The sequence below is a fragment of the Dyadobacter sp. CY261 genome, from assembly GCF_021440085.1.
Classification (GTDB): Bacteria; Bacteroidota; Bacteroidia; order Cytophagales; family Spirosomataceae; genus Dyadobacter.
In genome coordinates, this window is sequence record NZ_JAKCPW010000011.1 from 119,615 (window position 1) to 145,920 (window position 26,306).

The 26,306-nt window shown below is 51.2% G+C and carries 26 protein-coding genes and 1 pseudogene; 5 read left to right on the forward strand and 22 right to left on the reverse strand.

Annotated features, from left to right (window positions below):
• Positions 1–90: 90 nt before the first annotated feature.
• From LZD49_RS26785 to LZD49_RS26885, 21 genes and pseudogenes are all read right to left on the reverse strand, one after another.
• Positions 91–798: a hypothetical protein gene (locus LZD49_RS26785; RefSeq protein WP_234670822.1), complete on the reverse strand. Its 708-nt coding sequence runs from the start codon at positions 796–798 to the stop codon at positions 91–93.
• Positions 774–1,580: an urease accessory protein UreD gene (locus LZD49_RS26790; protein ID WP_234670825.1), complete on the reverse strand. Its 807-nt coding sequence runs from the start codon at positions 1,578–1,580 to the stop codon at positions 774–776. Before LZD49_RS26790 ends, LZD49_RS26785 begins: the two co-directional genes overlap by 25 nt.
• Positions 1,577–2,212, reverse strand: a complete 636-nt coding sequence (gene ureG, locus LZD49_RS26795; protein ID WP_234670826.1) for an urease accessory protein UreG — start codon at positions 2,210–2,212, stop codon at positions 1,577–1,579. Before ureG ends, LZD49_RS26790 begins: the two co-directional genes overlap by 4 nt.
• 2 nt (positions 2,213–2,214) lie before the next feature.
• Entirely contained in the window at positions 2,215–2,901 is a 687-nt protein-coding gene (locus tag LZD49_RS26800; protein ID WP_234670827.1) for an urease accessory protein UreF, read from the reverse strand.
• 7 nt (positions 2,902–2,908) lie between these two features.
• A complete protein-coding gene (locus LZD49_RS26805; protein WP_234670828.1) occupies positions 2,909–3,409 on the reverse strand; it encodes an urease accessory protein UreE in 501 nt (166 codons plus the stop codon).
• Between the two features lie 36 nt (positions 3,410–3,445).
• Positions 3,446–5,182 carry an urease subunit alpha gene (ureC, locus tag LZD49_RS26810; protein ID WP_234670829.1) on the reverse strand — a complete coding sequence of 579 codons (1,737 nt, stop codon included), beginning with the start codon at positions 5,180–5,182 and terminating at the stop codon, positions 3,446–3,448.
• A gap of 59 nt (positions 5,183–5,241) precedes the next feature.
• Positions 5,242–5,547, reverse strand: a pseudogene (gene ureB / locus LZD49_RS26815) (urease subunit beta); the annotation flags it as partial.
• Positions 5,548–5,558: 11 nt separating this feature from the next.
• The gene (gene ureA / locus LZD49_RS26820; RefSeq protein WP_234670831.1) at positions 5,559–5,861 is read right to left on the reverse strand and encodes an urease subunit gamma; all 303 of its coding nucleotides are present in this window, start codon (positions 5,859–5,861) and stop codon (positions 5,559–5,561) included.
• Positions 5,862–5,942: 81 nt separating this feature from the next.
• Positions 5,943–6,608 carry a response regulator transcription factor gene (locus LZD49_RS26825; RefSeq protein ID WP_234670832.1) on the reverse strand — a complete coding sequence of 222 codons (666 nt, stop codon included), beginning with the start codon at positions 6,606–6,608 and terminating at the stop codon, positions 5,943–5,945.
• Between the two features lie 35 nt (positions 6,609–6,643).
• Entirely contained in the window at positions 6,644–8,479 is a 1,836-nt protein-coding gene (locus LZD49_RS26830; RefSeq protein ID WP_234670833.1) for a PAS domain-containing protein, read from the reverse strand.
• 83 nt (positions 8,480–8,562) lie between these two features.
• Positions 8,563–9,273, reverse strand: coding sequence for an urea ABC transporter ATP-binding subunit UrtE (gene urtE, locus LZD49_RS26835; protein ID WP_234670834.1), 711 nt, complete (start codon positions 9,271–9,273; stop codon positions 8,563–8,565).
• A 3-nt stretch (positions 9,274–9,276) separates the two neighbouring features.
• Positions 9,277–10,032, reverse strand: coding sequence for an urea ABC transporter ATP-binding protein UrtD (urtD, locus tag LZD49_RS26840; RefSeq protein ID WP_234670836.1), 756 nt, complete (start codon positions 10,030–10,032; stop codon positions 9,277–9,279).
• A 50-nt stretch (positions 10,033–10,082) separates the two neighbouring features.
• Positions 10,083–11,189 carry an urea ABC transporter permease subunit UrtC gene (gene urtC / locus LZD49_RS26845; RefSeq protein ID WP_234670838.1) on the reverse strand — a complete coding sequence of 369 codons (1,107 nt, stop codon included), beginning with the start codon at positions 11,187–11,189 and terminating at the stop codon, positions 10,083–10,085.
• A 54-nt stretch (positions 11,190–11,243) separates the two neighbouring features.
• The gene (urtB, locus tag LZD49_RS26850; RefSeq protein WP_234670839.1) at positions 11,244–12,881 is read right to left on the reverse strand and encodes an urea ABC transporter permease subunit UrtB; all 1,638 of its coding nucleotides are present in this window, start codon (positions 12,879–12,881) and stop codon (positions 11,244–11,246) included.
• 48 nt (positions 12,882–12,929) lie between these two features.
• A complete protein-coding gene (gene urtA / locus LZD49_RS26855) occupies positions 12,930–14,234 on the reverse strand; it encodes an urea ABC transporter substrate-binding protein (protein ID WP_234670842.1) in 1,305 nt (434 codons plus the stop codon).
• A 71-nt stretch (positions 14,235–14,305) separates the two neighbouring features.
• Complete coding sequence (locus LZD49_RS26860) at positions 14,306–15,583, reverse strand: hypothetical protein (RefSeq protein WP_234670844.1); 1,278 nt, start codon at positions 15,581–15,583, stop codon at positions 14,306–14,308.
• A 215-nt stretch (positions 15,584–15,798) separates the two neighbouring features.
• Positions 15,799–17,133, reverse strand: coding sequence for an ankyrin repeat domain-containing protein (locus tag LZD49_RS26865; protein ID WP_234670845.1), 1,335 nt, complete (start codon positions 17,131–17,133; stop codon positions 15,799–15,801).
• Positions 17,134–17,148: 15 nt separating this feature from the next.
• A complete protein-coding gene (locus tag LZD49_RS26870) occupies positions 17,149–17,496 on the reverse strand; it encodes a DUF4369 domain-containing protein (RefSeq protein WP_234670846.1) in 348 nt (115 codons plus the stop codon).
• Between the two features lie 141 nt (positions 17,497–17,637).
• Positions 17,638–18,498: a hypothetical protein gene (locus LZD49_RS26875; protein ID WP_234670847.1), complete on the reverse strand. Its 861-nt coding sequence runs from the start codon at positions 18,496–18,498 to the stop codon at positions 17,638–17,640.
• Between the two features lie 157 nt (positions 18,499–18,655).
• Positions 18,656–18,859: a helix-turn-helix transcriptional regulator gene (locus tag LZD49_RS26880; protein ID WP_234670848.1), complete on the reverse strand. Its 204-nt coding sequence runs from the start codon at positions 18,857–18,859 to the stop codon at positions 18,656–18,658.
• Positions 18,856–19,059: a hypothetical protein gene (locus LZD49_RS26885; protein WP_234670849.1), complete on the reverse strand. Its 204-nt coding sequence runs from the start codon at positions 19,057–19,059 to the stop codon at positions 18,856–18,858. The genes LZD49_RS26880 and LZD49_RS26885 overlap by 4 nt, the downstream gene beginning before the upstream one ends.
• Positions 19,060–19,306: 247 nt before the next feature.
• Between LZD49_RS26885 and arr the strand changes: the two genes are divergently transcribed.
• The 5 genes from arr to LZD49_RS26910 all read left to right on the forward strand — a co-directional run bounded on the left by arr (position 19,307) and on the right by LZD49_RS26910 (position 23,791).
• Positions 19,307–19,741, forward strand: a complete 435-nt coding sequence (gene arr, locus LZD49_RS26890; RefSeq protein ID WP_234670850.1) for an NAD(+)--rifampin ADP-ribosyltransferase — start codon at positions 19,307–19,309, stop codon at positions 19,739–19,741.
• A 157-nt stretch (positions 19,742–19,898) separates the two neighbouring features.
• On the forward strand, positions 19,899–20,147 hold the full coding sequence (locus LZD49_RS26895) for an acyl carrier protein (protein ID WP_234670851.1): 249 nt from the start codon (positions 19,899–19,901) through the stop codon (positions 20,145–20,147).
• 22 nt (positions 20,148–20,169) lie between these two features.
• Positions 20,170–21,378: a cytochrome P450 gene (locus LZD49_RS26900; RefSeq protein WP_234670852.1), complete on the forward strand. Its 1,209-nt coding sequence runs from the start codon at positions 20,170–20,172 to the stop codon at positions 21,376–21,378.
• A gap of 6 nt (positions 21,379–21,384) precedes the next feature.
• Positions 21,385–22,794: an MBOAT family protein gene (locus tag LZD49_RS26905; RefSeq protein ID WP_234670854.1), complete on the forward strand. Its 1,410-nt coding sequence runs from the start codon at positions 21,385–21,387 to the stop codon at positions 22,792–22,794.
• 25 nt (positions 22,795–22,819) lie between these two features.
• Positions 22,820–23,791 (forward strand): hypothetical protein, encoded by a 972-nt coding sequence (locus LZD49_RS26910; protein ID WP_234670855.1) that lies wholly within the window; start codon positions 22,820–22,822, stop codon positions 23,789–23,791.
• Between the two features lie 105 nt (positions 23,792–23,896).
• Here the strand turns inward: LZD49_RS26910 and LZD49_RS26915 are convergent, their stop codons facing one another.
• Entirely contained in the window at positions 23,897–26,218 is a 2,322-nt protein-coding gene (locus LZD49_RS26915; protein WP_234670858.1) for a glycosyl hydrolase family 95 catalytic domain-containing protein, read from the reverse strand.
• Between the last annotated feature and the right edge of the window lie 88 nt (positions 26,219–26,306).

Genomic DNA, 26,306 nt, shown 5'->3' on the forward strand with positions numbered 1-26,306 from the left:
ACTAAGCTTACATTGATGTCGGGCAAAATTCATCAGAATTACGCTACGATAACAGATGCAGTTTTAGTATTTTAAACAAGAACAGTTAACCTACCAGTCCAGGAACACCATTCCGGCACCACAGATGGTGATCGTGAGCCCGCCAAGCGCGTGCATATACTTTTCCAGGGAGGATAAGCGGACTATTGAAATACCAAAGAAACCCAGCAGAACCATGAGCAGCATCATGGCCAGTGTGCAGACCGTGTAGACGGCGATCATCGTCACCATTGCCGCCCAGGAGTTTTTCGCAGCGGGGAAATAAAGCAGCGGGATCATCGGTTCGCATGGCCCTAGCAAGAATATGATGAACATCACCCATGGTGTGACCTTATGGCGGTCGCCGGGCGCCGTAGCTCCCGCCTGATTATGATTATGTTCAAATACATACAGTTCGCCATGATCACCGGCGTCGAAATGCTTGTGCGAATACCCGCGTCGCATTTTCCATAGCCCCCATATGCCATAAACAATCCCGAAACCGAGCAACATCCAGCCGGCAATGCCTCCCCTGACGCCTTCCAGCCATTCTATCCTGCTCAGCGACCAGCCCGCCGCCGCACCGCCCAGGCCCAATAATACCGAACTCCACACATGGGCGCAGCCGCACAGCACCGTCCAGCCGATGGTCCTGGAAAGCGACCAGTTCCTGCTTCTGGATAATGCAATGAATGGAACATAATGGTCGGGCCCGCTTAGCGTGTGCAGACAGGCGATGCTGATCGCCGCGGCCATCAATACCTGAAACTCGGTTTGCATAATATATCTTCGTTTGTAATCATCTCCGATGTGATTTTGAGCGCCTCCATCAGCCGTTCCGAATGGTTACCCAGCATTCTCAGCGCAAACCCGTTTACCGGCAACGCGGTAATACCGAAGGCAATATCGGGGATCGCGGCCAGCGCTTCCGACAGGAGCGGGATCACGCGTGCAATATCAATTTGCGCATCAATGCAGACCAGCCCGCCCTGATGTGTAAAACCTTCGAAGTGCCCTATTCCGCGGGGATCGGTGCGTTGTGGTAGCAGGCGCAGATTTTCCTTTAAAATGAGTTTACCCTCCAAGAACACTTCGGTTACCGAACGGTAATTGGAGAACTGGAACATCTCCCCATTCAATTTCCGTCCGCAGGTAATGATCTCGCCCCATATCAACCTGCTGTTCGCAGAGAGGGATATTCGGTTATCGGCCCGGAAGTCGGCCCCGGCCTGGGGTACGCAGGGATGCGGCAAATAGGTTAATGAGGCCCCAGGCGCCAGATCCACACGCACATGTTGCCGCGCCGGCGAGTCCATGCTGAACAAGCGCTGGTAGGATTGTGTGTGCCAATGCACCACCGCACCTTCTTCCAGCCGAATGCCGATCTGGTAATGGTCCCCGGCCAGCACGCCCGGCGATGCGCTCATTTGCATTAAATGCAAGGTGGGACGCCGCCTGTCTTCGGTAACGTCCGCGATTTTGAAGGGAGGTTGCCAAAAGCTCTTTTGCAGGTAGGTGCGTCCGTCACGTATGGCGGCCGTGATATCCAGGGAGGCGATCATCGGATCAGATCGGGCTCGGCGACCTCTTCCATCAATGCATACCGGCGTATCCATCCGATCACCTGGTCGAGGCCCTTGAGCGACATCAGGTTGGTGAAAACAAAAGGTGCGCCGTTCCGCATCTTCCTCGCGTCGCGCTCCATCACGCCCAGGTCTGCATGTACGTATGGCGCGAGATCTATCTTATTGATCACCAACAAATCGCTGCGGGTAATGCCCGGCCCGCCCTTTCTGGGTATCTTATCCCCTTCGGCCACGTCGATCACAAAAATGCTCAGGTCGGCGAGGTCGGGACTGAATGTGGCCGACAGGTTGTCGCCACCGCTTTCGATGAAAATAATTTCCAGATCGGGAAAGCGCTCCGCCATTTCTTCGACGGCTTCCAGGTTCATGCTCGCGTCCTCGCGGATGGCCGTGTGCGGGCAACCGCCGGTTTCCACGCCGATGATCCGCTCCGGTGGCAGCAAGCTGTTGACGGTGAGAAACAAGGCATCTTCACGGGTATAAATATCGTTGGTGATGACGCCCACACTGTAAACCGAAGCCATGTGTCTCGTCAACCGCTCGATGAGGGCTGTTTTACCGGAACCTACTGGCCCGGCCACGCCGATTTTAATGTAGTTGCGGGTCATATTTAGGACATATAAAGTCTTGAATACAAAGTTTCGTGCTGTATGCAGCGGATATCGAACCCTGTGCAGCAAAGTCCGAGCAGATCGCGGTCGGGGTCCATCGTATTTTCAACCAGCTCCGCAATCAGTGGTTGTAATGAAAATAGCAGTTCCTGCCCCTCCTGCTGACCTAGCGGGATCATTTTTACGCTATTGGTAACCATTCCCACGCTGGCATTGTAATAGAATCCCGCGAGCATATCTTTTTTAAGAATACCCATCGCGGCGGCACACATCCCGAAAGCCATGCAGTAATGCCCTGAGACGCTCTTTTCGCGAATGGCTTTGGCATACTCGTCCAATACAGGGTTTTGCAAAACAGGCTGGAAGACTTTCAGTAACCGGTTGCCCAGTTTTGCGCTCGCTTCGCGGATCTCCCTGGGTAGTTTGAGCGCCGTACATTCGCTATCCAAGCCGATGCATTCGCCGATGTCGTTACTACAAACCGCTTCATAAGCCAGGGAGGCAAATGCGGCATCGCCATAGCGGATATTTTCGGTGAGCATATGCCGGATATAATCGCGGGCACTGTCACGGCTGCGCACCATCCCCGACTGCACATAGGTTTCCAGCCCACCCGAATGCGCGTACCCGCCAATCGGCAGTGTCGGATCGCTTAGTTGCAGCAGGCTTAGCATATGCATTTCCATAGCTATTTCAGGAATTGGTTAACTGCATGATTTTTGAGAACAAACTACCACTATTGCCCGAAGGATGCGGCGAAACGGTCGTTTTGAGCGGTTGGAGCAATTTCCGCTCTTCCCGCAGCACAGCATAGCCCTGCGCTACCAGCAAGCGGTGAAGCGGTGCATCGAAAGGCACCAGCAATGCATCGTCTTCAAAAAAAAGCGGCAGGTGCTTGTTGCCAATTTCGTAGCAAAGTGAAGCGGTTTCAAACAGGCTACCCGGCCTTACCACAATGCAATCACAAGGGAGAATCCGGGCAACGACGAGCCGCTCCGCATCTGCAAACAACACATCGCCTTCCGTAATTTCCGGGGATTCGGCCAGGAATTTCATGGCTACGGCCACTCCCCCACTCGTTTTCTTGTGCATGATCCGCTTTCTGGTCTCAAACCATTCCAGGTCCAGCCAGTCCGTTCCTACCGGCAAGTCCCTGTAATCCTCGATACGCCCGGCTTTTTCCCTGATAATCATTTTGCAAATGCGTTGATATTCAATCGGATATTTTTATCAAAAAAGAAAATAGCGCTGGGCTAATGGCACTACTGAAACCGGCTCGCAGGTAATATGCACACCGTCCACCTTCACTTCATAGTTCTCCGGGTTCACGTCGATCTGCGGGGTCGCATCGTTATGGATCAGGTCTTTTTTGGAGATGCTGCGACAATTCCGGACAGGCCGAAGCAGTTTTTCGAGCCCATATTGCTGCACAATGCCTTCATCCAGCGAGCATTGGGAAACAAAACTGATACAAGTACCCGTCAGCGCTTTACCATAAGCCCCGAACATATGCCGGTATATGACAGGCTGCGGCGTGGGAATGGATGCATTTGGGTCGCCCATTCTGCTGCCGATGATCATACCGCCCTTGATGATCATTTCCGGTTTCGCTCCGAAAAGCGCAGGTTTCCATAACACCAGATCGGCCAGTTTGCCCGGCTCGATGGAACCTACATATTCGGATATGCCGTGGGTGATGGCCGGGTTGATCGTGTATTTGGCCACATAGCGTTTGGCCCGGAAGTTGTCGTTTCCAGCCTGGCTATCCTCGGGCAGAAAACCACGTTGCTTTTTCATCTTGTCGGCCGTCTGCCACGTCCGCGTGATCACCTCTGCTACCCGGCCCATTGCCTGCGAATCGGAGCTCATCATACTGAAAACGCCCATGTCGTGCAGGATATCCTCGGCAGCGATCGTCTCGGGACGGATGCGCGAGTCGGCGAATGCAACATCCTCGGGTACCGATTTGTCCAGATGGTGGCAAACCATCAGCATATCCAGGTGCTCGTCGATGGTGTTGACGGTAAAAGGCCGTGTCGGGTTGGTGGACGACGGAAGGATATTGGGATACATGGCCGCTTTGATAATATCGGGCGCATGCCCGCCCCCGGCCCCTTCTGTGTGATAGGTATGGATCACGCGCCCGCCAATAGCTTCCATGGTACTTTCCAGAAAACCGGCTTCGTTCAATGTATCGGTGTGTATGGCCACCTGAATATCCAGGCGATCGGCCACCCGGAGCGATGCGTGGATCACCGCCGGGGTAGCACCCCAGTCTTCATGGATCTTTAAACCAATCGCCCCTGCCCTTACCTGCTCTTCAAGCGGCGCTTCGGCGGTGCAATTTCCTTTGCCGGTAAATCCGAGGTTCATTGGGAAGGCTTCCGCAGCTTCCAGCATTTTACGGATATTCCATGCACCAGGCGTAACGGTAGTTGCATTGGTGCCGTCGGCCGGCCCGGTGCCACCCCCGATCATGGTGGTAATTCCGCTGAACAATGCGTGGTCTATCTGCTGGGGACAAATAAAGTGAATGTGCGTATCGATACCCCCCGCCGTGGCGATCAGCCCTGCGCCGCCGTGTACTTCGGTAGCCGCGCCGATGATCATGCCGGGCGTAATGCCATCGGTGGTGTCGGGATTGCCCGCCTTGCCGACGGCCACAATGTGCCCGTCGCGGATACCGATATCGGCCTTTACAATGCCCCAGTGGTCGATGATCATCACGCTGGTAATGACCATATCCAGCACGCCATCGTCGCGCACCGCCGTGCCCGACTGCGCCATACCGTCGCGGATCGTTTTGCCTCCGCCAAATTTCGATTCCTCCCCATAGCCTTCCGGCCCGCCCACAGAAAGGTCACGCTCGATCTCGATGATCAGGTCGGTATCGCCCAGGCGCACCCGGTCGCCCGTGGTAGGGCCGTACATATTGGCATATTTGATCCGGTTAATGACAAGGCTCATGGCAGTTCGTTTTTGAAATCCCTTTTTAATGCTTCGGTCAGCGCCGCATCCCTGCCCTCTTCCAGCGGGCCGTCGACCAGGTTATTAAACCCAAAAACACGGCCGCTCCCCGCTAACGCTACCAGCCATACGTCTTTCTCCTCCCCCGGCTCGAAACGGACTGCTGTGCCTGCTGGAATGTTCAGGCGCATTCCGTATGCCTTCACGCGCTCGAATGCCAGCTGTTTGTTGACCTCAAAAAAATGAAAGTGCGATCCTACCTGAACCGGCCTGTCTCCCGTATTGACGACTGTGAGCTGTTCGGTGCGGCGGCCGGTATTGGCTACAATGTCGCCTTCCGCCAGAAAGTATTCACCTGGTACCATGTTGTGGCTTTTTAACGTATCGGATTGTGGACTGTCACCAGCTTGGTGCCGTCCGGAAATGTGGCTTCGATCTGGATATCGTGGATCATTTCAGGAATGCCTTCCATAACATCCTCCCGGGCGAGAATTGTAGCGCCAAACTGCATCAGCTGCGCTACCGACTGTCCATCGCGTGCGGCTTCCTGCAACCGGCTGCTGATCAGCGCTATCGACTCGGGGTAGTTCAGTTTCAGCCCACGGGCTCTTCTCTTTTCAGCCAGCTCGCCGGCCAGAAACAGCATGAGTTTTTCCTGTTCTCTGGGAGATAAATGCATAGCGCTCAGAATTACCTAGGTAGTATTACGTACGTAAATATAAGTACCTATTCCAAGCGCTGCAAGTTTTTACCGTATTTTTTAAACCAATAATGAAGCCGCCCGTGCATTTTCCATCGCTTCCTCGATCGTGCTGACCTGGAACTTGCGAAGAATATTCAATCGGTGCGCTTCAATGGTGCGGATGCTGATACCGAGCGTTTCGGCGATATCCTTGTTGCTCACGCCTTGATGGATCATGCGGATAATCTGCTGCTCTCGTTTCGAGAGCGCGATTTCGGGTGCACCTGCAGCAGCCGGAGCCTCACCCGTAGCATTACGCCGCTCGTGGTATTTCCGAACCACCGTATCGGTCACGTCGCCTATAAAGTAGAAATGCCCGCCATGCACCGAGCGGATCGCGTGCAGAAAAATCTTATTGCTGGTATCTTTCAAAATGTAGCCGCTCGCGCCCATATCGAGCGCCGTGCTCACATAATCAGGATTATCGAAAAGACTAAAAAAGAGCAGTTTCGCATTGGAATTAGCCTTAATGACCGATTTACCGGTATCCAGCCCGCTGATACCCTGCATGCGGATGTCCATGATGATCACGTCCGCGGGAATGTGCGCAAGTGATGCGATCGCCTCTTCGCCCGAAGAAGCTTCGCCGGACACTTCCATATCCGGTTCGTTGTTAATGAGCTGTTTGAGACCGTGTCTGAATATTTCATGGTCGTCGACTAAAAAGACAGCAATTTTTTTCATGTGATCGGGTCGTTTGTCGGTTGTGACAGGTTGGTTTACGCGTGTTTCCGCAAAGGAAGTTCAAGCTGAACGGTAGTACCCTTTCCGGGTTCCGAGCTGATATTCAGGGTGCCTCTGAGCAGATCGGCACGTTCTTTCATCCCCCGCAAGCCGTGTGCCTTTGGAAACTTTTCCCGCGAATAAATATATTGGTTATCAAAATAAAATCCTTTTCCATTATCTTGAATGATCATATTCAGGAACTCGCTGTCGCTATCCACGTGGATTTCGACCATCGTGGCACCCGAATGCTTGATGACATTGTTCAGTGACTCCTGCAAGATCCTGAAAACCCCCACTTCCAGCTCGCGCGGCAATGCTTCGGCCTTCATATTCTCTTCTAAATGAAAAGTAACCTGGTCCGACGCTTCCCGGCACATTTTGACCAGTTCCCGGATCGCCGAACGCAGTCCAAAATCTTCGAGCACACTTGGTAACAAATCCGCACAAATGCGTTTGGTTTCAAATATAATCGCTGCCAGCAGCTCGTTGACGCGGTGGATTTCCGGGTCTTTGTGCTCCATCCGGTCATCCACCTGTTCGAGTTTCATACGCAGACTGGTCAGCATTTGCCCGATCCCGTCGTGGATTTCGGCCGCCACGCGCTCCCGTTCCTTTTCCTGCCCGGTGATGATCGACAGCGACCGGATGTGCTGCTCGGTTTCCTGCCGCCGCATTTTCTCGTCTGTCAGCAACCAGAGCTCCTTTTCGGTGTTTTTGCGTTTGGTAATATCATTACAAACGACCAGGTATTGATACAGCTCGCCCTGATTATTGATAATGGGCATCATTGTCACGTCCAGCCAGAAACCCGAACCGTCGGAAGCGGTGTCGTACACTTCCCCCTGCCATACTTCCGTTCTCCGCCGTGGGTCGCGGATGTGGTGGTAGATAATGCTCTCATTTCCGCCCTGGTTGTTATAAAAAAGCGGCCGGTCTCGCAGCTCGGAGCCGCTGTATTTGGTCACGTGGCAGTATTTGTCGTTGGCGTAAATGATCTTCCCATCCTCGTCTGTCTTGACCAGGTAAGTCGCTTTTTCCAATGCATAATTCGTCTCGCGGAGCTCCTTATGGGATTTTTCAATGGATATGCTGCTTTCCTGTAATTGCTTCGCGAGTTGCTTGGAACGGTTTTCGGAGTCGATGAGCCCGGTCATGGTCTGCCGGATGCGGATCGAAAGCGGGAAGAATATCAGCGCCGCTTCCAGGAGCAGGGTAAACAGCACTACGCCGAGCAGAATGTACTCAATCTCTTTCAACGTACGTACCTTCTGCCGCCAGAAACGGTCATAGTCAAACACGATCAGTTCCATGCCCAGCAGGTACGACTTCTCGTATTCGAGTATCTTTTTCACGTAAGGTTCGATATTGAGCGAATCCCCGGCGTTGTGCTTATCCATCGCATCCACCATCTTATTGGACGCGGCCAGTATTTCCTGGTAAGGATCTTTCACCATGTCGTACATCATGGCTATTTCCTTGCGGTTATTGGGGGGAAGATTTAAAAAGGAATTGCCGCTGATGAGTGACACGTGCGCCTTCTGCCATTGTTTCAGGGTGTTGACAAATTCCTTCCGATTGGATTCCACATCCCTCCCCGACTCGATGAGTAATGCGGTCTTGCTGAGCGTCTGGCTGTAAGTACGTAAGCGCCCGGCGTAGTTGATAATGTGGGAATCGTCGCGCTGGGCGGTAAGATAACGCTGGATCAGGATCTGGCTGAGGATCGAGATCACCGCCACAATGAGCAATGCCGACACATATAGCCAGGTGAAGTACAGAAATGTCTTCCGTTCCTGGGTTTCGTCCTCGACAACTTGTTTTTTTAGCATGGGCTGAAACTGGAAAAACTCATGTACCTACGCGTAAAGATACGTAGGTACATGAGCATATGCGTTATATGCACCTGTAAAACTTAAAGCGAAATATGGTTTTGCAGCTCTTCCATGCTCATTTCCTCCGCGCTACCCTCTGAAACCACCGCGCCCCGGCTCATGAAATAGTAATAATCTGTTACCGGGCTGGCAAAGTCGATCTTTTGTTCCACCAGCAATACCGAAATGCCCCTTTCCCGCGCCAACGTCTTCAAAATCTGCCCGATCTCCTGCGAAATGGACGGTTGAATGCCTTCGGTAGGTTCGTCGAGCAACAGTAGTGATGGCCTTCCCGTGAGTGCGCGTGCAATGGCGAGCTGCTGCTGCTGACCACCGCTGAGGTTGCCGCCCAAGCGGTTGCGGAAATCTTTCAGGATCGGGAACAAGGTATAAATCTCGTCTTCCGGAATCTTTGCTTTTCGGTCGGATACCGCTTCCAGGCCGAGTTTGAGGTTCTCATATACTGTCAGCTTTGGAATAATTTCCCTCCCCTGCGGCACGTAGGCAATGCCCATTCTCGATTTTTTGAATGCCGGCAGCTTCGTAACCGATTCTCCATTGTATTCGATGGTCCCGTCTTTCGGCGGTACAATGCCCATGATCGTTTTCAGCAAGGTGGTCTTGCCCACCCCGTTGCGGCCCATAACCGTAGTAACTGTCCCCTTTTTCACTTCCAGCGACGTGCCCCAGAGGATCGTGCTTTGTCCGTAGGCGGATGTCAGCGAACTGACTTTCAAGATCGGTGTTCCCATTTCTCAGAAATTTTCAAGTTGAACATTGGCCCGGCCCAGGTAGCTGTCTATCACCCGCTGGTCATTACGTACGTCTTCGAAAGTACCTTCCATGAGCAGCTTCCCGCGTACGAGCACCGTCACGAGGTCCTGCGCGATCTGCTCTACAAATTTCATGTCGTGCTCGATCACGATGATGGCGTGCTGCCGGGCAAGTTGCAGGAGCAACTCACCGGTTTTTTCCGTTTCTTCGTCCGACATTCCCGCCGCCGGCTCGTCGATCAGCATCAGTTTCGGATCCTGCAAAACCACAATGGCAATTTCCAGCCATTGTTTCTGACCATGCGAAAGCTCTCCCGCAATTTTTCCCAGACATTTTTGCAAACCTACTTTTAATGCCACCTCGTGAATGCGTCCGTCGATCTCTTCGCTGGGCTTGAAGAAAAGCGAAGCGAAAATCCCTTTATTCATCTTAAATGCAAGCAGCATATTATCGTAAACCGTGAGGCTGGGAAATACCGAAGGTTTCTGGAATTTGCGGCCAATGCCCATGTCGGCGATCCGCACTTCGCTTTTGCCCAATACCGAATGGCCGTCGAAATGCACTTCGCCCGCATCCGCTTTGGTTTTGCCGCACAGAATATCCAGGAACGTCGATTTACCTGCACCATTGGGACCGATAATGACCCTGAGTTCACGGTCGAGCAAATTGAAATGGCTCAAATTCAGCGCATGGACGCCCCCAAAAGAGACGGATAAGTTCTTCACTGTCAATAGCATGATCATGGCAGTTTTGTGATTTGAAATAACAGATAACCAGCAATGCAGGGTTACGACTGCACTACTTCCTGCCCGGCAGGCTGGGCTTTTGGCTTACGCTTTCCTCCGAGTTTGGCAATCACCGTTTCAAGCATTCCCAACAATCCCTTATCAAAATACAGTACTGTGGTTATGAACAGGAAACCCAGAATAAACAGCCAGGAGTCGGGAAAAAGGCTGGTGCAAATGCTGTACAGGAAATTGACGATCAGCGAACCTAAAATGGCCCCTTTTAATTTTCCCCTGCCGCCTATCGCCACCCACATCACCATTTCCACCGAAGCCCTTACATCCATTCTTCCGGGTGTGATAATGCCCGTCTGGGGCGCGTAGAGCATTCCGGCAATGGCGGCGAGCAATGCGGCTACGATGAATATGGCCAGTTTGTAATGCATGACGCGATAGGCCGTGTAACTTGTTCTCGATTCGCTGTCGCGGATGGCTTGCAGTACTTTGCCAAACTTGGAACCGACGAGTTTCGTGCTCAGCCAGAGCGCTACGCCCAGCGTCAGCAACGAAAGCAGGTAGAGGCCCAGTTTCACACCCGGCACGGAAAGGCTGAGCCCGAGCAGTGTTTTAAAATCAGTGAGGCCGTTGGTGCCTCCGAGCATGGTTTCGTTGCGGAGGAAAATGAGCCACATCGCCAATGCCAGCGCCTGGGTGATAATAGCCATATAGACGCCGCGGATACGACTTCGGAAAATAAAATAGCCGAAGACCAATGCGAATGCAGCCGGAATAAGCAGCCCCAGCACGACCGCGAGGCCGAAGGACTGGAATGGCACCCAGAAAAACGGCAGTGTTTCCACCTGGTTCCAGGCCATGAAATCGGGCATGGGGATGCCGTTGGCACCAGAAGCCGTTGCGCCTTTGAGCACAATATGCATGGCTACGCTGTATCCACCGAGACAGAAGAAAAAAGCCTGGCACATAGAGAGAATGCCCGTATAACCCCAGATGAGGTCAACGCCCAGCGCCACGATGGCAAAGCAGAAGTATCGGCCCCAGAGCGAGATGGTGTTGCCGGATACGAAACCCAGCACATTTCCCAGCGGCAAAATGATCAGGAACAATGCCATGCAGCATGCATACAACCCGAAATCCTTTTTATTTCCCATAATCGATGTGAGATAACATTGGTTTCCCTTCAAAAATTGACAATACCTGTCCGGTCAATCCTCGGCAACCCGCCCCTTGTCGGGAAAGAGCCCGCGGGGTTTGAATTGCAGGAAGATCACGATCAGCGCCAGAATAAGCACTTTTCCATAAACGGCTTCGTAGAACGATTCCAGGACTTTGGTCAAAAAGCCGATTCCCAGTCCGGAAACAATGGCCCCGGCGATCTTCCCGACGCCGCCCGTCACCACCACCAGGAACGAATCGACGATGTAGGTTTGGCCCATATCGGGCACCACATTACCGATCAGCGTCATCGCACAGCCGGCCAGGCCAGCCAGGCCCGACCCTAAAAAGAATGTGATGGCATCCACACGGCGCGTCTCAACACCCAGGCAGGCGCTCATGGTGCGGTTCTGGGTGACTGCGCGGATGCGGATACCCAGACGGCTCCGGTAGAGCATCAGGTAGGTGAGCGAGACGACCACTATCGTTAATCCAATGATAAACAACCGGTTAAATGGTAATACCAAATGCGGCATCAGCTGCCAGCCACCCGCCAGGAATGCGGGCGCTTTCACGGCGGTGAGGTCTCCGAAAATACTTCTGGCGGTTTGTACCATGATGAGGCTTACACCCCAGGTTGCAAGCAGACTTTCCAGCGGCCTGGCGTACAAATGCCTGATCACCAGCCTCTCCAACACCAACCCGAACACCCCCGCCACCACAAATGACGCTGGTAACGATACCCAAAAGTATAGGTCGGACTTCACCCCCAGCGTGTCGATGAAAAGCGATTGCATACAAAAGGTCGTATAAGCCCCGATCATCAGAAATTCGCCATGCGCCATATTAATGATCCCCGCCAGCCCGTACACAATCGCTAAGCCGAGTGCAATGAGGATCAGTATGCTTCCCAGGCTAATCCCGCTAAACAGGTTTTGCGCCTTCTCAATACGACTTTGCAGGCTTTCGAGGTCCTCCACTTTTTCGGCAGCATATGCCCTTGCGGATACCACATTGCCTTTTTCCTCATAATTTTTCAGGATCAACCCTACGTTTTCACCCCAGTTATCATCCAGGCTATCGATATAAGCCCTTGCCTCGGGTTCGGAAAGGGTTTCATCCAGTTTCATTTGAAAAAGCACCTCCCTCCCTGCCGTCTGCGCACCGGGGTCCGTTTCCTGCCGCAAGGCTTTTTCGAGCAATGCGATCCTATCCGGATCCGGCGCGTTTACGAGCTGGCCGTACGCCATGGTCCGTTTTTGGGGATCAGGGCTGGTCAGGTTCAGATACGGCAAAACAACGTTGAGTAAAAGTCTTTCGGATCGGCTGATCTCTACTTTTTGCAGTTGATCGGCCGACAGCTTCGTGGCTGCCTGCTGGTTCTGCGGATAGAGGTAAAAGACCGTAAAAACCTCTTTTTCGCCGGAGGTCTCCGCCTCACCCGTGGTTACGGGTTTGCCCCCCAGCATGTAAAGCTTCTTGTCATTGATCGCCGCGAGCAGCGGGAAGGTCGCAGGGTCCTTTTTCGCTGCCAGATACCGGAGCGCCTGACCCCGGGCTGAGTCGTTTGGCGGGTTCAGGACAGCCGCCATGTGAATGGAAATGCTGTCCGCCTGCTGTGCAATCGCCCCGCGGCTTATTCCTATGGCCAAAAGGATCACCAGCCACACCTTTTGAATGCAGTTCATAACCAGGGATGTTAAATGCGGCCGCAATGGCCGCGTTGAGACGGATGCCTATTTGCTTGCTACCGTGTACGTTCCTCCGTGCGCCACGTGATCGCAGTCTTTGTCGGGGGAAGTCAGTTTGGACCAGGGTTCAGGATTCACCAGGCCTGTTGATTGCCATATAATGTCGAATTGTCCGTCGGGCTTGATCTCGCCGATCATCACCGGCTTGGCCAGATGGTGGTTTTTGGTATCCATTTTCACCAACCCGTCCGGCGAATCGAATTCCAGGCCGTACAATGCTGGGCGCACTTTGGAAACTTCGAACGACCCTGCTTTTTCGGCTGCCTTCGCCCACAGGTACACGCCCGTGTAAGCCCAGCAGATCGGATCGTCGGTTACCCTTTTGTCGCCGCCCGGGAGGTTGTTTTTCTTGCAGAATGCACGGAAATCCTCGACAAACTTCTTGTTCTCAGCCGATTCTTTGGACTGGAAGTAATTCCACGCCGCAAGGTGGCCCACCAGAAACTCGGTGTCCGTGGCGCGCAGTTCGTCTTCCGCTACGGAGAATGCCATGATCGGGCAGGTAGCAGCGGAAAGTCCCTGATTGGCAAATTCTTTATAGAATGGTACGTTCGAATCGCCATTGATCGTCGACAGCACGCAAGCCTTGCCGCCCGCCGCGAATTGCTTCACTTTGGATACGATCGTCTGGTAATCCTGATGGTGAAACGGCGTGTACTCTTCCACGATATTCTCTTTGGGAACGCCTTTCGAAAGCAAAAACGCTTTCAGGATTTTGTTGGCTGTTCTTGGAAAAACGTAGTCGGTACCTAGCAGGTAAAACTTCTTATAACCGCCACCGTCTTCACTCATCATATATTCGGCGGCAGGGATCAGCTGCTGATTAGGCGTGGCACCCGTGTAGATCACGCTGGTGGAGCATTCTTCGCCTTCATACTGAACTGGATAGAAAAGTAAGCCATTGTTTTCCTCAAAAACAGGTAGTACCGACTTGCGGGAAACGGACGTCCAGCAACCGAAAACGGCGGCTACCTTTTTGTCCAACAATAATTCTTTCGATTTCTCAGCAAAAAGGTCCCAGTCGGATGCCGGGTCGACAATGACGGGCTCGATCTGCTTGCCCAGCACGCCACCTTTTGCATTGATTTCGTCGATCGCCATTTGTACGACATCTTTCAGCGAAACTTCTGAAATCGCCATTGTTCCGCTCAGCGAATGTAGGATGCCGACCTTCACGGTCTCCTTTTTGCCCCCTTCATTTCCCCCGGAACCAGAGCCGCCGCAAGCCGCCAGTGCAAGCACCAGCACAACCATCCATACTACCTGGTAAGACATTTTGAATGTTTTCATCGGTAAATTTTAATAGTGATATGAGTGAAAATTAAGATCAACAGAAACACTCCGGACCGCGCCGGAAGGGATCAAAATAGAAAGAACTGAACTTGTAACCAAACCTGGCCGTAGGTCTTCGAGCTGTATGCGCCACCTGCGTCGGCCACGTTGTGCTTGCGCGCCACGTACGAAAGACGAAGATTGGTGGCGCTTCCGTTAAAAAAGTAGTTTAACCCGCCGCCATAAACGCTGCTCGATTTAGCCCTGTCAAAATCATCGATCAGCTCCGAGCCCACCTGTTCTTTGCTGGCAGAGATATTCTGGTTTTCGTACCGCACCCACGGCTGGATGCGTGACTTTTTGAAATAGTAACCGAGTTCGAGGAATTGAACGGTTTGCTTCGGAATCTGGCGTGCAAAGGTGTATTTCGAATTGACATTGGTCCCACCTGTCATATATTGAAACGCGGCATTGAGGGTCACAGAGCCCGCTTCACCAGCCTTTTTATCAATGAAAAGGTCCGTACCGACATTGTAATAGGAACCCTGCGTGTCGAAACCCGCACCCCAGGCGATGGTATTGCCTGTTCCGAGCTTGGTACCGGCATAGTAATAATCTTTTTCGGGATCCAGGAAATTGTAAGCAACGCGGCTCACTATACGTAATGGCGCCTGGCCGTCCAGGTTTCTTCCGGTGAACACCCCAACCCGGTATTCCAGTTTATCTTTCAACAAAAACCCGCGTGCATTCACGCCCAGGTCACGACCGAAGTTACCTTGCAAAGGGCTGTTAGCGAAAAGATTGTAGGGATATTGAAAATACGTAAAATCGTTGGCCATCAACCCTGCCGCACCTTGCAGGCCGTTCCGGTTACCCGAAACGAGCTGCATACCCGCAATGAGCTGGAATGCATTTGAAAAGGCATATTCGTATTGGCAATCGAGCAGGATCGGTGCCACTTTGACATTTTTAGTGCTGTCTCCCAATTGGATGCCAATGGGCGACGGAAGATCTGTTTCCATAAAAAAGCTTCCCTTTTTGGAAAGCTGTCCGCCCACCAAAACCCTCGCCCTGTAAAGCGAAAACCCTTTGTTCCAATCATTCGCCTTGTCAGTCACATTCCCGCCAAAGCCCGATTGCTCCGCGGAAGCGAACATATGCACGATCGCACCTACATGGATGGACGGTTTGAAGTCGTCCTCCGCCGTCAGCACCGAATCCTTCGGCGCCAGGTAGCCGGGAAGCTCACGCAGCACACGCACTTTCCGGGCAGCCTTCCGATCTCTCGCATCCGGGCCGCCGTCGGCCAGCGCGATGCCCTGACAAAGCATCACCAGCAAACCTGCATTTAGGAAAAGTCTTTTCATGATGATCGTTGATTTGTTTACGTAAGTAATACAGTTCAAAAATAGCAACTAATTACGTACGTACAAATATTGAACCAACTTTCATGAAAAGTTTACAATTATCCTTCAAATAAAAATAAAATATTCTTATTTAGCACTTTACAGCGTGCATTATTCGTCATATGGCAGCATACCATGAGCATCTCAAACATACCTAAGTAAATTGACACTACTTACTATCGATCACCGGATAAGCCCAGCAGTTCGTCGACAGGCGCATATCCGGTTGGAAGCGAGATACCGTCCGCTTTCGCACCGGCTTTGAGCAGTATCTCCACCGATTTCGGGGTGCGTCTGTCCATCCAGTAGGAATCTATGCAGGCTCGCACGGCCAGGTCCATGGGCGTGCGGCCGTTTGCGTCGGGCGTATCGATAGGTGAGCCGCGCAGGATGAGCAACTGAATGACGTCAGGATACGCGAGCCATGCCGCTATATGGATCGCCAGGCTGCCTTTGGGGATATCCCAATAACCGTCGCCGGCCGCAAAAGGCTCGTCGACCTTCACGCCGAGATCGAGCAGCATGCGCACACCTTCCGCATTGCCGCAGGAAGCAAATCCAGCTAGTAGTTCACCACCCATCGCCAGCAGGTTTTTTAGCAGATAAGGTGCACCGTTCGCAATGGATTGTGCTTCCGGGGCGTCGCCAAAAGCACAGGCCTGGATGAGTTTGTCCAGCCCTTTTAATGTGTAGGGGATATTGCGTTTTTGCAACTCGCTGAGTACATCCGCCCGCCCCTGTCGGGCTGCTTTTGCGGCGGCCGTCAGCCCTTCGACCGATATTTCCGGGTTTGCACCGTGGTCGAGCAGCAGTTTGATAAACGCGATGTGGTTCACCCGCGCCAATGCGTGGTGAAATGGCGATGTATTGTGCCAGACCGCATTTGGGTCAGCGCCTTGTTCGAGCAGCCATTTAGCACCGTAATAATCATGGAAGTCATGCTTGCGGATCAGCATGAGCGCCAAGTTGATGGGTGTAACCCTCCCGGTTTCGACCAATGCTCTCATAGCACCATTTTCATCCGTTTCGGGCGAATGGTAAACGGCCTCTTCATCGTTGGGATCTGCGCCAAATGCCAGCAGCAGCCTGGTCATTGCCTCATGGTGCGCAATGCCCGCCGCTCCGTATAATGCTGTTTCAAATTCCGGAAAGTTACCTGTGGTCCAGAAGCCCGAGTTTGGGTCGACCCCTGCGTCCAGAAACAGCCGTGCAGCTTTCAGAAAGTCTTCACCCCGTTCCTTTTCCAGCCTGAGATACTTCGACATACACAAATAAACTAAAGCATTCCCGCCATAGGGTGCAGCCGTATTCGTGCCATTCGCGGGATCGGCGGCCAGAAAATGCTCCACTAACCCAACATTTCCCAATATCGCGGCTGTAAAAATGCTCATATCCGCCAATCCCGGATGCAGTTCCAGCATCGCATTGGCTTCATCCAGCGAACCATGCCAGATGGCAGCGCGGATAAAGGATGCTTGTAAATCTTCCGGTTGGGGCGTGTTTTCTGGCATAGTGGGGAGTGTTTATTAAAGGCCTAATATTTCCGAGAGCTTCCGATTGAGGTTTGCAATCACATCAGTGATTGTTTTCAATGCTACAAAGTCGGTATTCAGTTTTCCCGCATGCACTGTGGCGGTATGCAATGAATCTTTGATGGCCTTTAAGGCTGTTGGAGCATTGCCATTCAATGTAAAAATGCCTCCTTCTATTGCCGCCGAATCGACCCGGGTAGTTCCGGTGATGATATCGGCGATGTAAAGGAAGATTTTATTGGATTTCGCGTTTTCCAGCTTACGCTGGATGATAAATGTATCTTTTTGCGCATTCACGAGACGCGACAATAGCATGATAATCAGTAGAAATGTGCATCGCATGACCAAACTGATCTAAATGGGTACAAGTTGTCGATTTATAGTAATAAAAGGTGACATCCTGGCTCACTTACTGATCATCATGTACTTCTTTTGATTTGTCAGACCCAGACACGCTCGTGCTGTATGGACAGTGCTCCGGCGTCAGTACTTGAAGCTGATCTCCGAGTCGTTGCCAGCCTCCGGAAATTTGGGATAGCGCACGGCAATTTTCAGCTTTTGTATCTTTTTATCCTCCACCTGAAACTGCTGCGTCGTAATCCGCTCGGTTTTGAAACTGCCGTCTTTTTCGAGCACGTCGTAGGTAATTTGCAGCGGCAGGCGGCCCTTTAATGCGTGGAGTATTGGGAAATTATAAACAGCATAATCCGGGCTTCCGAAGTCTTCTACGAACAGCCAGGGATCATAGTCGAATCCCGCGGAATAGCCTTTGAGACTCGTTATGGTCTGGTAACCATCCGACTGCTCCGTACGGATGCGCGTGAGTTCGCCAGCTTGGTCATATTCGTAGTGATGCACGATGGTCATCCGCGTGCCAGCGGGTGTGATCTGATACCGTTCCAGCTTTTGGACGATCCCGTGGTCGTCGTACAGGAAAACCAACTCTTGCGCATTGTCGTACGGCCCTGGATTCTTCTTCACCTGCCGGACGGTTCTGAGCCGACCATTGTCGTCGTATTCATAGATCTTTTTCGAAAGGGAGCTTGCCAGATTGATCCCTGAAAGCATTTTACCTTCATATTCATGTGTTTTAAGTTCGGTTTGGCCGCTGGAACCCGAATAACGGATGTTATCGACGCTGCTGTCGGCGCGGTAGCTTACGGCGGCTTTGTAGTTGAAAGTCTCCCAATAGATTTCCCGGATCAGATGACCGGGTTTCGACACGGTTTCATCCGGCTCAGGCTGCGGGTCGGGAGCGGGTCGATCGTTTTTGGAACAAGCATTCAAAAAAAGAAGTACTACCCACAAAATAGCGGTGAGCGCGCGTTCGTGCACGGTTTTCATGGCTTATAAAATTGGATTGAAATACGAACGAACGGGATGCGCGGCGAATGCCTCTGAAAGCATCGGCAAGTTTATCATTTCGCCTCGAATGTGCCAATTTCCGACGACAGACAGCATATTTCCGCAGACCAACGACAGTGCTCCGCCAAGGCGCTAATCACTCCTCTGCCTCATCCAATTGAAACAAAACTTCGACGGTAGTATTAAAAACTTTGGCCATCCGTAAGGCAAGTACGGTGGACGGTATAAATTTTCCGGTTTCAATAGAATTTAAACCCTGTCGTGATATCCCGATGTGTTTTGCAAGGTCGGCTTGTGTCCAGTCTTTCTTAGCGCGTTCGACCTTAATAGTGTTTTTCATACCCCGTACTTTCTTTTCGAGACAAACCAACCAATAAAATAAAAGGCCCAGCAAAAGCCCACGATATTCCCATAACCAAAGAAGTCGAGGCTCCATACATCACACAGGCCGAGCAAAAACAAAAGCATCATCAGCATGACTGTCAATGAAAAACCGATAACAACAGCTTCCAGTTGCACCCGTTGTTTCACTTCGTCCATGACCGAAAAAGCCTTATACAAGTCATTCTGTTTAATTTTCAAAGCATGAGCAAATAAAACTTCGAATGTTGGGACACATCCACGCATCTTATTTATCTTTGTCGCTAAGATATTTATCTGTCAAGATATTTATCTGTCAAGATATTTATAAGCAATCAAGAAATCAGTAAGCCAGGCTTGGAAAGTTCCCAGTATGCCGCGTCTGGCGATCTGCGCTTTAACCAATAAACCTTAAAACAATCAAGCAATGGACACAATGAACGAAGCCAAATCGCCTATTCAGGATGCTTTTTCCCAGACCTACTTTCATGGAACGAAAGCGGATCTTAGAATTGGGGATTTCATAGAAACCGGCTTTAACTCAAATTTTATAGACAGGAAGTTAAAACACATTTATCTCTCCGCCACCCTGAATGCAGCTATCTGGGGCGCTGAGCTTGCTTTGGGTGAGGGACGCGAAAGAATATATCTCGTGGAAGCAACAGGCCCGCTTGAAGATGACCCTAACGTAACCGATAAAAAATTCCCGGGTAATCCTACAATGTCTTATCGTTCCGAGAACCCATTCAAGGTTATTGGTGAGGTTACTGTATGGCAAAGACATTCATCAGAGCAGGTCGAAGCAATGAAAGACGGGCTGAAAAAGTTGAAACAGCAGGGAATTTTGATAATTGAGGAGTAATTCAGGCAGGATCATTGAGATTGCAGGCGCGCCCGGCTTTTACCGGATACTAACATTCATTCGCTTCAAAGTTATATTATCCGCTCCCCGGCTTTTTTTGAACAAACTTTGATAGTACATTACCGAATTATTATCTGTACCCCTACCCAACGCCTTCATGCCCAAGACCTTTATTGAAATCTCCGACTGGATCGCCGTGAACATCTCGAAACACGCCGGAATAGATCCTTCCGAAGTGGCCCTCGATGCTGATATCGTCAATTTTCGACTAGACTCACTCATTCTTGTCAACATCACAACGGAATTGGAAGAATACATCGGAATGGAATTAAGTGCCTCGATTTTTTGGGAAATGCGTACCATCGCCGCTACCAGCCAGTGGATTGCTGAAAACCAGGAAGTATAACAAGGCCATTCCCGTCTCAATCATGCAAACTCCCCTCATGTCTGCAACGTCGATCTGGTCATCTAAAACCGACGTCAACCAAAATTACTCCGAGCTGATCGCGGACGTACGCAAGTCCGATCCCCTTCATTTCAATATGTTCGGCGATCTGGTGGCGATGGATTATTCAAACGTGAAAAAGATCTTGTCCGATTCGGAGAACTTTAAAAACTTTGATTTCACCGAAAGATTCAAAATCGTATCTGCCCTGTCGAATAATGACCCTGGTCTGCTGGAATTCGGCGAAAGTCTCAGGTACTGGCTGCTGTTTATGAATGGTGAAAGACACGCGGAACACCGCCGTTTTGTGAACCAGAAATTTTACCAGGCCGATTATGAGCAAATTACGCTCGATGCGATCCATGAGATCATCGCCGGATTGGACGGACAGGAGGAGACAGACCTGGTAGAAATGGCGCGGCAGTTTAGTTTCCTGATCATCAGCAAGATCATCAATCTGGAAAAATCAGATTATGATTTCATTCAGAAGTTTTCCTACGTTATTACATTTATTTTCGAAAAAACGTTGTCGGTCACAGAGTTACTGGAATGCGCTTCCATGTCGCGAAGTTTTCACAGCTACATTTCCGACACGTTTACCCGGCACGAAAACGAAGCTACCAACAGCCTTTTACTCGAAATGAGGGAGATCATGGGAAGCCCCAGAGCCCCGCAATTGATCGGCACCTGGGAATTTCTTGTCAATGCTGCGACGGAAACCACCACCCTGCTGCTTACCAAAAGCATTGCGGCGCTAATCGAAAACCGCGACAGGGTGATCAATTGGCATGCGCATAATGAATGTGCCATCGCCGTAGAAGAACTGATCCGTTACGTCAGCCCCGTGAACTGGATACCCCGGCAGGTCGCAAACCACATGGAATTTGAAGGCTTGAAACTCAGAAAGGGCCAAACGGCACTGCTGGGCCTGGCCTCCGCAAACAGGGACCCTGCTGTGTTTCAAAATCCGGATACTTTTATCCCAACCCGCAAGCCCAATCCTCATATCGGTTTCGGCTTTGGCATGCATCATTGCCTCGGCGCCCGGCTATCAAGGTTCGAATTACAAAAATTCCTTCCCCGTTTCATAACTGCCTTCCCCGATATCCGCTTGCATCCCACAAAAGCCCCTCAATGGGATTCCAAGATCTTTTTCCGAGGTTACAAGAGTTTACCTGTCCTTTTAAGATAAAGGTGCATGGTCAAATTCACGGATTTCACATATTTAGTTTTATTATCACTCACCGTTGCAGCTTATTACAAGGTCCCGGAAGCTAAAAAGTGGGTTTTCCTACTGGTCACCAGCATTTTGTTCAATCTCAGCTGGAGTGGAAAATATATGGTTGTTTGGGTGGTGCTTGTCCTCATCTGCTATGTATCCGGCAAAGCATTAAGCAATCAGGATTATCCCAAAAGGCATCGAAAAGCTTTATTATCGCTCTCGATCGTGCTTTGCCTGTTGCCGCTTTTGTTTTTCAAATACCTGGTCCCTATCCATAATTCTATGTCGCTGGTGGCGCTCAACTGGATCGCTCCTATCGGCATTTCCTACTACACATTTCTGATCATCGGATACCTTTACGACGTGTATCGCCGGTATATCAAACCCGAAAACCACCTGGGTTACCTGATGCTCTATCTGGGATTTTTTCCTACGCTGCTCGCAGGGCCATTGGAACGTACGCGCCAGCTTGTTCCCCAGCTCCGGGGCCCGAAACCCTATCACCAGGAAAACATCAAAGCAGGCATTTACTTCATTGTCTGGGGGTTATTTAAGAAAATCGTCCTGGCAGCCAGGCTTGCCGACATTACCGGCCCCGTTTTCGACAGCCCGGAATCGTACACGGGCGTTTCCGTTACGTTGGCCATTCTGCTGTTTTCGATCCAGCTTTATTGCGATTTTTCGGGCTACACCGACATTGCTACCGGCTCAGCGAGATTGTTTGGGATCAGGCTCAGCAAGAACTTTTCCAACCGGTACTATTTTAGCCCGTCGCGAACAGAATCATGGAGCACCTGGAACATCACGGTCACATCCTGGTTCCGCGACTACGTTTTTTTCAACATCAGCAAAGGCGTCACAAACCAAAAACGTCTCGAATTCAACCGGTTACTGACCTTCATCATTACCGGGCTCTGGCATGGGCCGAGCTGGTCGTTTGTGATCTGGGGTTCGCTGCAATGGGCCTACATCAATTTCGAAATGCGGACCAAAAATTTCTGGCAGCAATTTTACGCTGGCATCGGGCTTTCTACCGGCTCCCAAGTACATTATGTGTGGCGCGTGATAGTAAGGCTTCTCACCGGCACCCTGATCATGGGATGGTTTCGCGCCGCGGAATTGAGCAGCGGGATACGGTTATACAGCAGCATGTTCGGATTTACTTCCGGCATGGGATCTTTGCTGACATCCAGTTTTCTCCTGACGATCGCATTGTTCCTCGTCATGGATTTTTTCAACTATAAAATGGGTGAGAAAGAGGATATCGCTTCCTATATGTTAAAAAAGGGCGCGTGGCACCGGGCATTATCCATGCTGCTGCTTGTCCAGCTAGTTTTGATATTTGGAAGGCCCGCGGTAGCCAATTTTTACTACATCCAGTTCTGACCAATCGTTAGCTAATGCCAGCATCATGATCATTAAAATTACAAAGTGGCTGCTGCTGATCATTGCCTTCAAAATGACCACGGTGCTGATCGTCGCGCAATACTACACGGACCCACGCCGCGACACTGCTGCGCGGAAAAAACTTTGCAGCGCATTCAACCCGAATGTGGTTTTCATCGGCACCAGCCGTACCCTCTACGGGATCGACCCGGCAGTTTTTGATTCGGTGAACCAGCAAAAAACACGCAGTTACAATTTTGGAATATTTAGCCTTTCGCCTTACAGTTCCACTCAAATCGCGGATGATATATTATCCGGGAGCCCGGAGGTAAAAACCATTTACATGGAACTGAGCGCGCTGGATTACAGCACCGTGGCATTGCAGCCACGACAGGTTATTCAGGATGCCGTTTTTCGGGCAAATGTAATGGCCGATTGTCCAAATATCGACTTTCATACCAAAGCCGGCAGTTTCCTGGACGGCCTCAATACGACGCTGTTCCAAATGGTATCCATCGCTCCGCAGATTTTGTCGGCAAAAAAAGCACTTAACCCCAACATCGATCCTATTGAAGGCAACGCCACACTGCTGGATAACGGTCACCAATCCGTTACATCGGCCCTTTTAAAGACAAGCGACCGGATCATAGCGAACAAGAGCTCGACCGAGCAAATGCTGGCCACGCACCCGCCGGCAACGCGAAATACATTTTACGTTTCCCAACTCAACAAACTGATTGCGCGCGCCCGGAAGGTTGGCAGGAAAGTCATTTTCTACTGTCCTAATAACATTACCAGGGCGGAATATCAGATTCTGTCACAGGTCATACCTTTTCTGCCGGATGAAAACCTGATCCCTTTACCGGAGCATTCTTTGCTCGACGTGCTTTTCAAGTCCGAGAACCTGTTTGACGCACATCATTTGAACCGCAAAGGGGCAGCCATTTACACACGGTATTTGCAGGAAGAGGCTGGCAAGCGGATTGATCGTTTATGAAGCACAATCAAAATACTCGCTTTTCCCATTCTTGGGTAATTTGCCGGTTGCTAAGCACACGATCTGGCCTTCCCACCCAAGCAGGTTCCGGCAAGTCCTTCGAAATTATTGCCTCAGACTAATTAAAGCCGATCCGCCAGCAGGAAAGATGAACTTCACAAACTTGCCATCGTCACTGAGTTTCCTTGTCCCTTTTGACAATGCTATATCATAACTTTCCGAAGCCAGTTCCAGTGAAATTTGCCCGGCCTTCTCAGCATCCAGACTGATGGTAACGATTTTCCCTCCTTTCTTTTTTGCACTTACCAGTACCGCTCCCTCTGCCCGAAGGTTTTGGAATGCGGCATCCTGCCAGTCAGCGGGCAATGCCGGCATGATCTGGATAAACCCTGCATAACTCTGCAGCAGCATTTCCTGCAAACCGGACGCAAAGGCAAAGTTTCCTTCCAGAGTGAAAGGTCGGTACGTAAATTTTGAAAGCCCGGACTTGGTCTGATCGCCGTTCGCATGGAAACTATTTGGCAGACAAAATGCTTTGGCAAAAATGGAAAGTGCATCCCGGGCACCTGCACCGTCTTTGGCGCGTGCTTTCAGGTTGGCGAGCCAGGAATAGGAATAACCACACCAGTAATCGGGGCCGATTTTGTCCAGCATAGCCAAAGTATTCCTGATCGTTTGCTGCGCCTCATCGCCATCTTCCCATTTGATAAGCCCCAAAGGATGAATAGCCATAACATTCGAAAAATGCCTGTGCGATTCGTTGTAGGGATGCCCGGGTGCAAACATGAGCTCGTGTTCGGTTGTTTTCGCGTAGTCCGGAAATTCTTTGAGGATTGCCTGCCACTGATCCGCCTGTGCATGATCCCCCATCGCAATCGCCAGTTCCGCACCGGCTTTAAATGCGAATTTGATTAATGCCAGGTCGTAATTTGTCGTTTGGTGAAACCAGGCTTCCAGGCTGTTATTGTGGATTTCAGGGCTCGAACTGATCGGCAGTTGGCGCTGTCCATTTTCGTTTTTTATGGTGATGTTTTCAAAAAACGTACACACTTGTTTGAACCAGGGATACGCTCTGTCTTTCAAAAACTTCCTGTCCATGCCGTAGCGCCATTGCAGATAGTAATGCTGCGCCAGCCAGCCCGATACCGTGGGGGAAAGCGAATACTGGATCCACCCTCCCATTTCCGTTCCATCCAAAGTGGTCACACCCGGCACTGCCAGTCCGCCCACTCCGAAATAGTCTTGTGTATACCGCAGGTAATTGTTCTTATTTTCGTCAAGATGATCCAGATAACCCAGTGCCTCTTCCAGGTGGTTGCCACTGTAAGCAGGCCAATAGCTGAGCTGGGTGTTCAGGTCGTGGTGATAATCTCCCTTCCACGGTGGAATGCGCCCGTTATCCGCGGTCCATACCGCCTGCAAAGAGATCGGCGGAGCGCCACGACGGGCTGCTGACCCAAATTTATATTGTTCGAGGTACCATTGCTTCTCAATCAGCGGATCGGGAACCTGAATGGTCGACTGCGCCCAGAATTTGGTCCACCAGGCCGAATGACCGGCATGGGCCGCATCGTAACTTTCCTTCAATGCCACCTGCGTTACATTTGCAGCGGCTGGCTGCGCGGCCGCTTTGGGATAATGCGAAGACACACTCCACACGCCTTCTACGATACCTTTGCCCACCATTTTCCAGCGCACGGTGATTTCATACCTGAATCCTCCCCAACCCTGCTGGTTATACGTAATGCTATGAGCGGCCCTCCTGATTGTCCCTTGTTTGTACCCCAATCTTGCCAGGTCTTCCCCTCCTACCGGATTGGGCTTTGCACCCGGATCGACCTTCCCCTCGTATTGCGGCGCGATCAGGTCAGGCGCAAAATCACTTCCCACACCCTCAAACCGGAACCAGCCGACCGGTCTGGTAGCGTGGACGAAAGTTTTCAGGATCATTCCGTTCGACCACGCCACCACCGCAGTAGCGTCGGCAAGTTCCAAGTCGGCCTTTTTTACAGTTACGCCTTCCGGCATACGAAATTCCAATGCACCCGCAGGGATCTTTGAAGGGGCCGGCTCCCTATCGTAGGGGGCGTCCAGGTATTGCTGAACGGGTTTATAGTCCTTTTTTCGAACTTGCTCCTGCACCCATTTGAAGCTGAATTCCTCGCGATGAAGACCGGCCATCGGACGCATATCCCAAACATCGGCACGGTCAAGCGAAAGCCGAAGCTTCCCTTCCTTTTCCCAGACAAGCGCGCCGACTGTCCCATTGCCGAGTGGCAAACCTTCATCCCAGCTTTTTGCCAGTTTTTCAAAATGAAGATTATGCGTCGGTTTTGGCTGGGCGGTCAGCAGCACCGGAACGAGCAAAATGGCGTTTATCAGCCCAATCCGGCCAGAGAAAAAAGTGTTGAGAAATCGGCTGATCATATCAGGTTCAGGAAATTAATTTTAATAACAAATTGAAACCGAGAAAGCGGTAATGAATTTTCCCGGACCGCTGTGTTACCGGCCCGGG

Coding starts and splice junctions, on each gene's coding strand:
- LZD49_RS26785 (WP_234670822.1), bottom strand. CDS start 798: ATGCAAACCGAGTTTCAGGTATTGATGGCCGCGGCGATCAGCATCGCC.
- LZD49_RS26790 (WP_234670825.1), bottom strand. CDS start 1,580: ATGATCGCCTCCCTGGATATCACGGCCGCCATACGTGACGGACGCACC.
- ureG (WP_234670826.1), bottom strand. CDS start 2,212: ATGACCCGCAACTACATTAAAATCGGCGTGGCCGGGCCAGTAGGTTCC.
- LZD49_RS26800 (WP_234670827.1), bottom strand. CDS start 2,901: ATGGAAATGCATATGCTAAGCCTGCTGCAACTAAGCGATCCGACACTG.
- LZD49_RS26805 (WP_234670828.1), bottom strand. CDS start 3,409: ATGATTATCAGGGAAAAAGCCGGGCGTATCGAGGATTACAGGGACTTG.
- ureC (WP_234670829.1), bottom strand. CDS start 5,182: ATGAGCCTTGTCATTAACCGGATCAAATATGCCAATATGTACGGCCCT.
- ureA (WP_234670831.1), bottom strand. CDS start 5,861: ATGCATTTATCTCCCAGAGAACAGGAAAAACTCATGCTGTTTCTGGCC.
- LZD49_RS26825 (WP_234670832.1), bottom strand. CDS start 6,608: ATGAAAAAAATTGCTGTCTTTTTAGTCGACGACCATGAAATATTCAGA.
- LZD49_RS26830 (WP_234670833.1), bottom strand. CDS start 8,479: ATGCTAAAAAAACAAGTTGTCGAGGACGAAACCCAGGAACGGAAGACA.
- urtE (WP_234670834.1), bottom strand. CDS start 9,273: ATGGGAACACCGATCTTGAAAGTCAGTTCGCTGACATCCGCCTACGGA.
- urtD (WP_234670836.1), bottom strand. CDS start 10,032: ATGCTATTGACAGTGAAGAACTTATCCGTCTCTTTTGGGGGCGTCCAT.
- urtC (WP_234670838.1), bottom strand. CDS start 11,189: ATGGGAAATAAAAAGGATTTCGGGTTGTATGCATGCTGCATGGCATTG.
- urtB (WP_234670839.1), bottom strand. CDS start 12,881: ATGAACTGCATTCAAAAGGTGTGGCTGGTGATCCTTTTGGCCATAGGA.
- urtA (WP_234670842.1), bottom strand. CDS start 14,234: ATGAAAACATTCAAAATGTCTTACCAGGTAGTATGGATGGTTGTGCTG.
- LZD49_RS26860 (WP_234670844.1), bottom strand. CDS start 15,583: ATGAAAAGACTTTTCCTAAATGCAGGTTTGCTGGTGATGCTTTGTCAG.
- LZD49_RS26865 (WP_234670845.1), bottom strand. CDS start 17,133: ATGCCAGAAAACACGCCCCAACCGGAAGATTTACAAGCATCCTTTATC.
- LZD49_RS26870 (WP_234670846.1), bottom strand. CDS start 17,496: ATGCGATGCACATTTCTACTGATTATCATGCTATTGTCGCGTCTCGTG.
- LZD49_RS26875 (WP_234670847.1), bottom strand. CDS start 18,498: ATGAAAACCGTGCACGAACGCGCGCTCACCGCTATTTTGTGGGTAGTA.
- LZD49_RS26880 (WP_234670848.1), bottom strand. CDS start 18,859: ATGAAAAACACTATTAAGGTCGAACGCGCTAAGAAAGACTGGACACAA.
- LZD49_RS26885 (WP_234670849.1), bottom strand. CDS start 19,059: ATGGACGAAGTGAAACAACGGGTGCAACTGGAAGCTGTTGTTATCGGT.
- arr (WP_234670850.1), top strand. CDS start 19,307: ATGGACACAATGAACGAAGCCAAATCGCCTATTCAGGATGCTTTTTCC.
- LZD49_RS26895 (WP_234670851.1), top strand. CDS start 19,899: ATGCCCAAGACCTTTATTGAAATCTCCGACTGGATCGCCGTGAACATC.
- LZD49_RS26900 (WP_234670852.1), top strand. CDS start 20,170: ATGCAAACTCCCCTCATGTCTGCAACGTCGATCTGGTCATCTAAAACC.
- LZD49_RS26905 (WP_234670854.1), top strand. CDS start 21,385: ATGGTCAAATTCACGGATTTCACATATTTAGTTTTATTATCACTCACC.
- LZD49_RS26910 (WP_234670855.1), top strand. CDS start 22,820: ATGATCATTAAAATTACAAAGTGGCTGCTGCTGATCATTGCCTTCAAA.
- LZD49_RS26915 (WP_234670858.1), bottom strand. CDS start 26,218: ATGATCAGCCGATTTCTCAACACTTTTTTCTCTGGCCGGATTGGGCTG.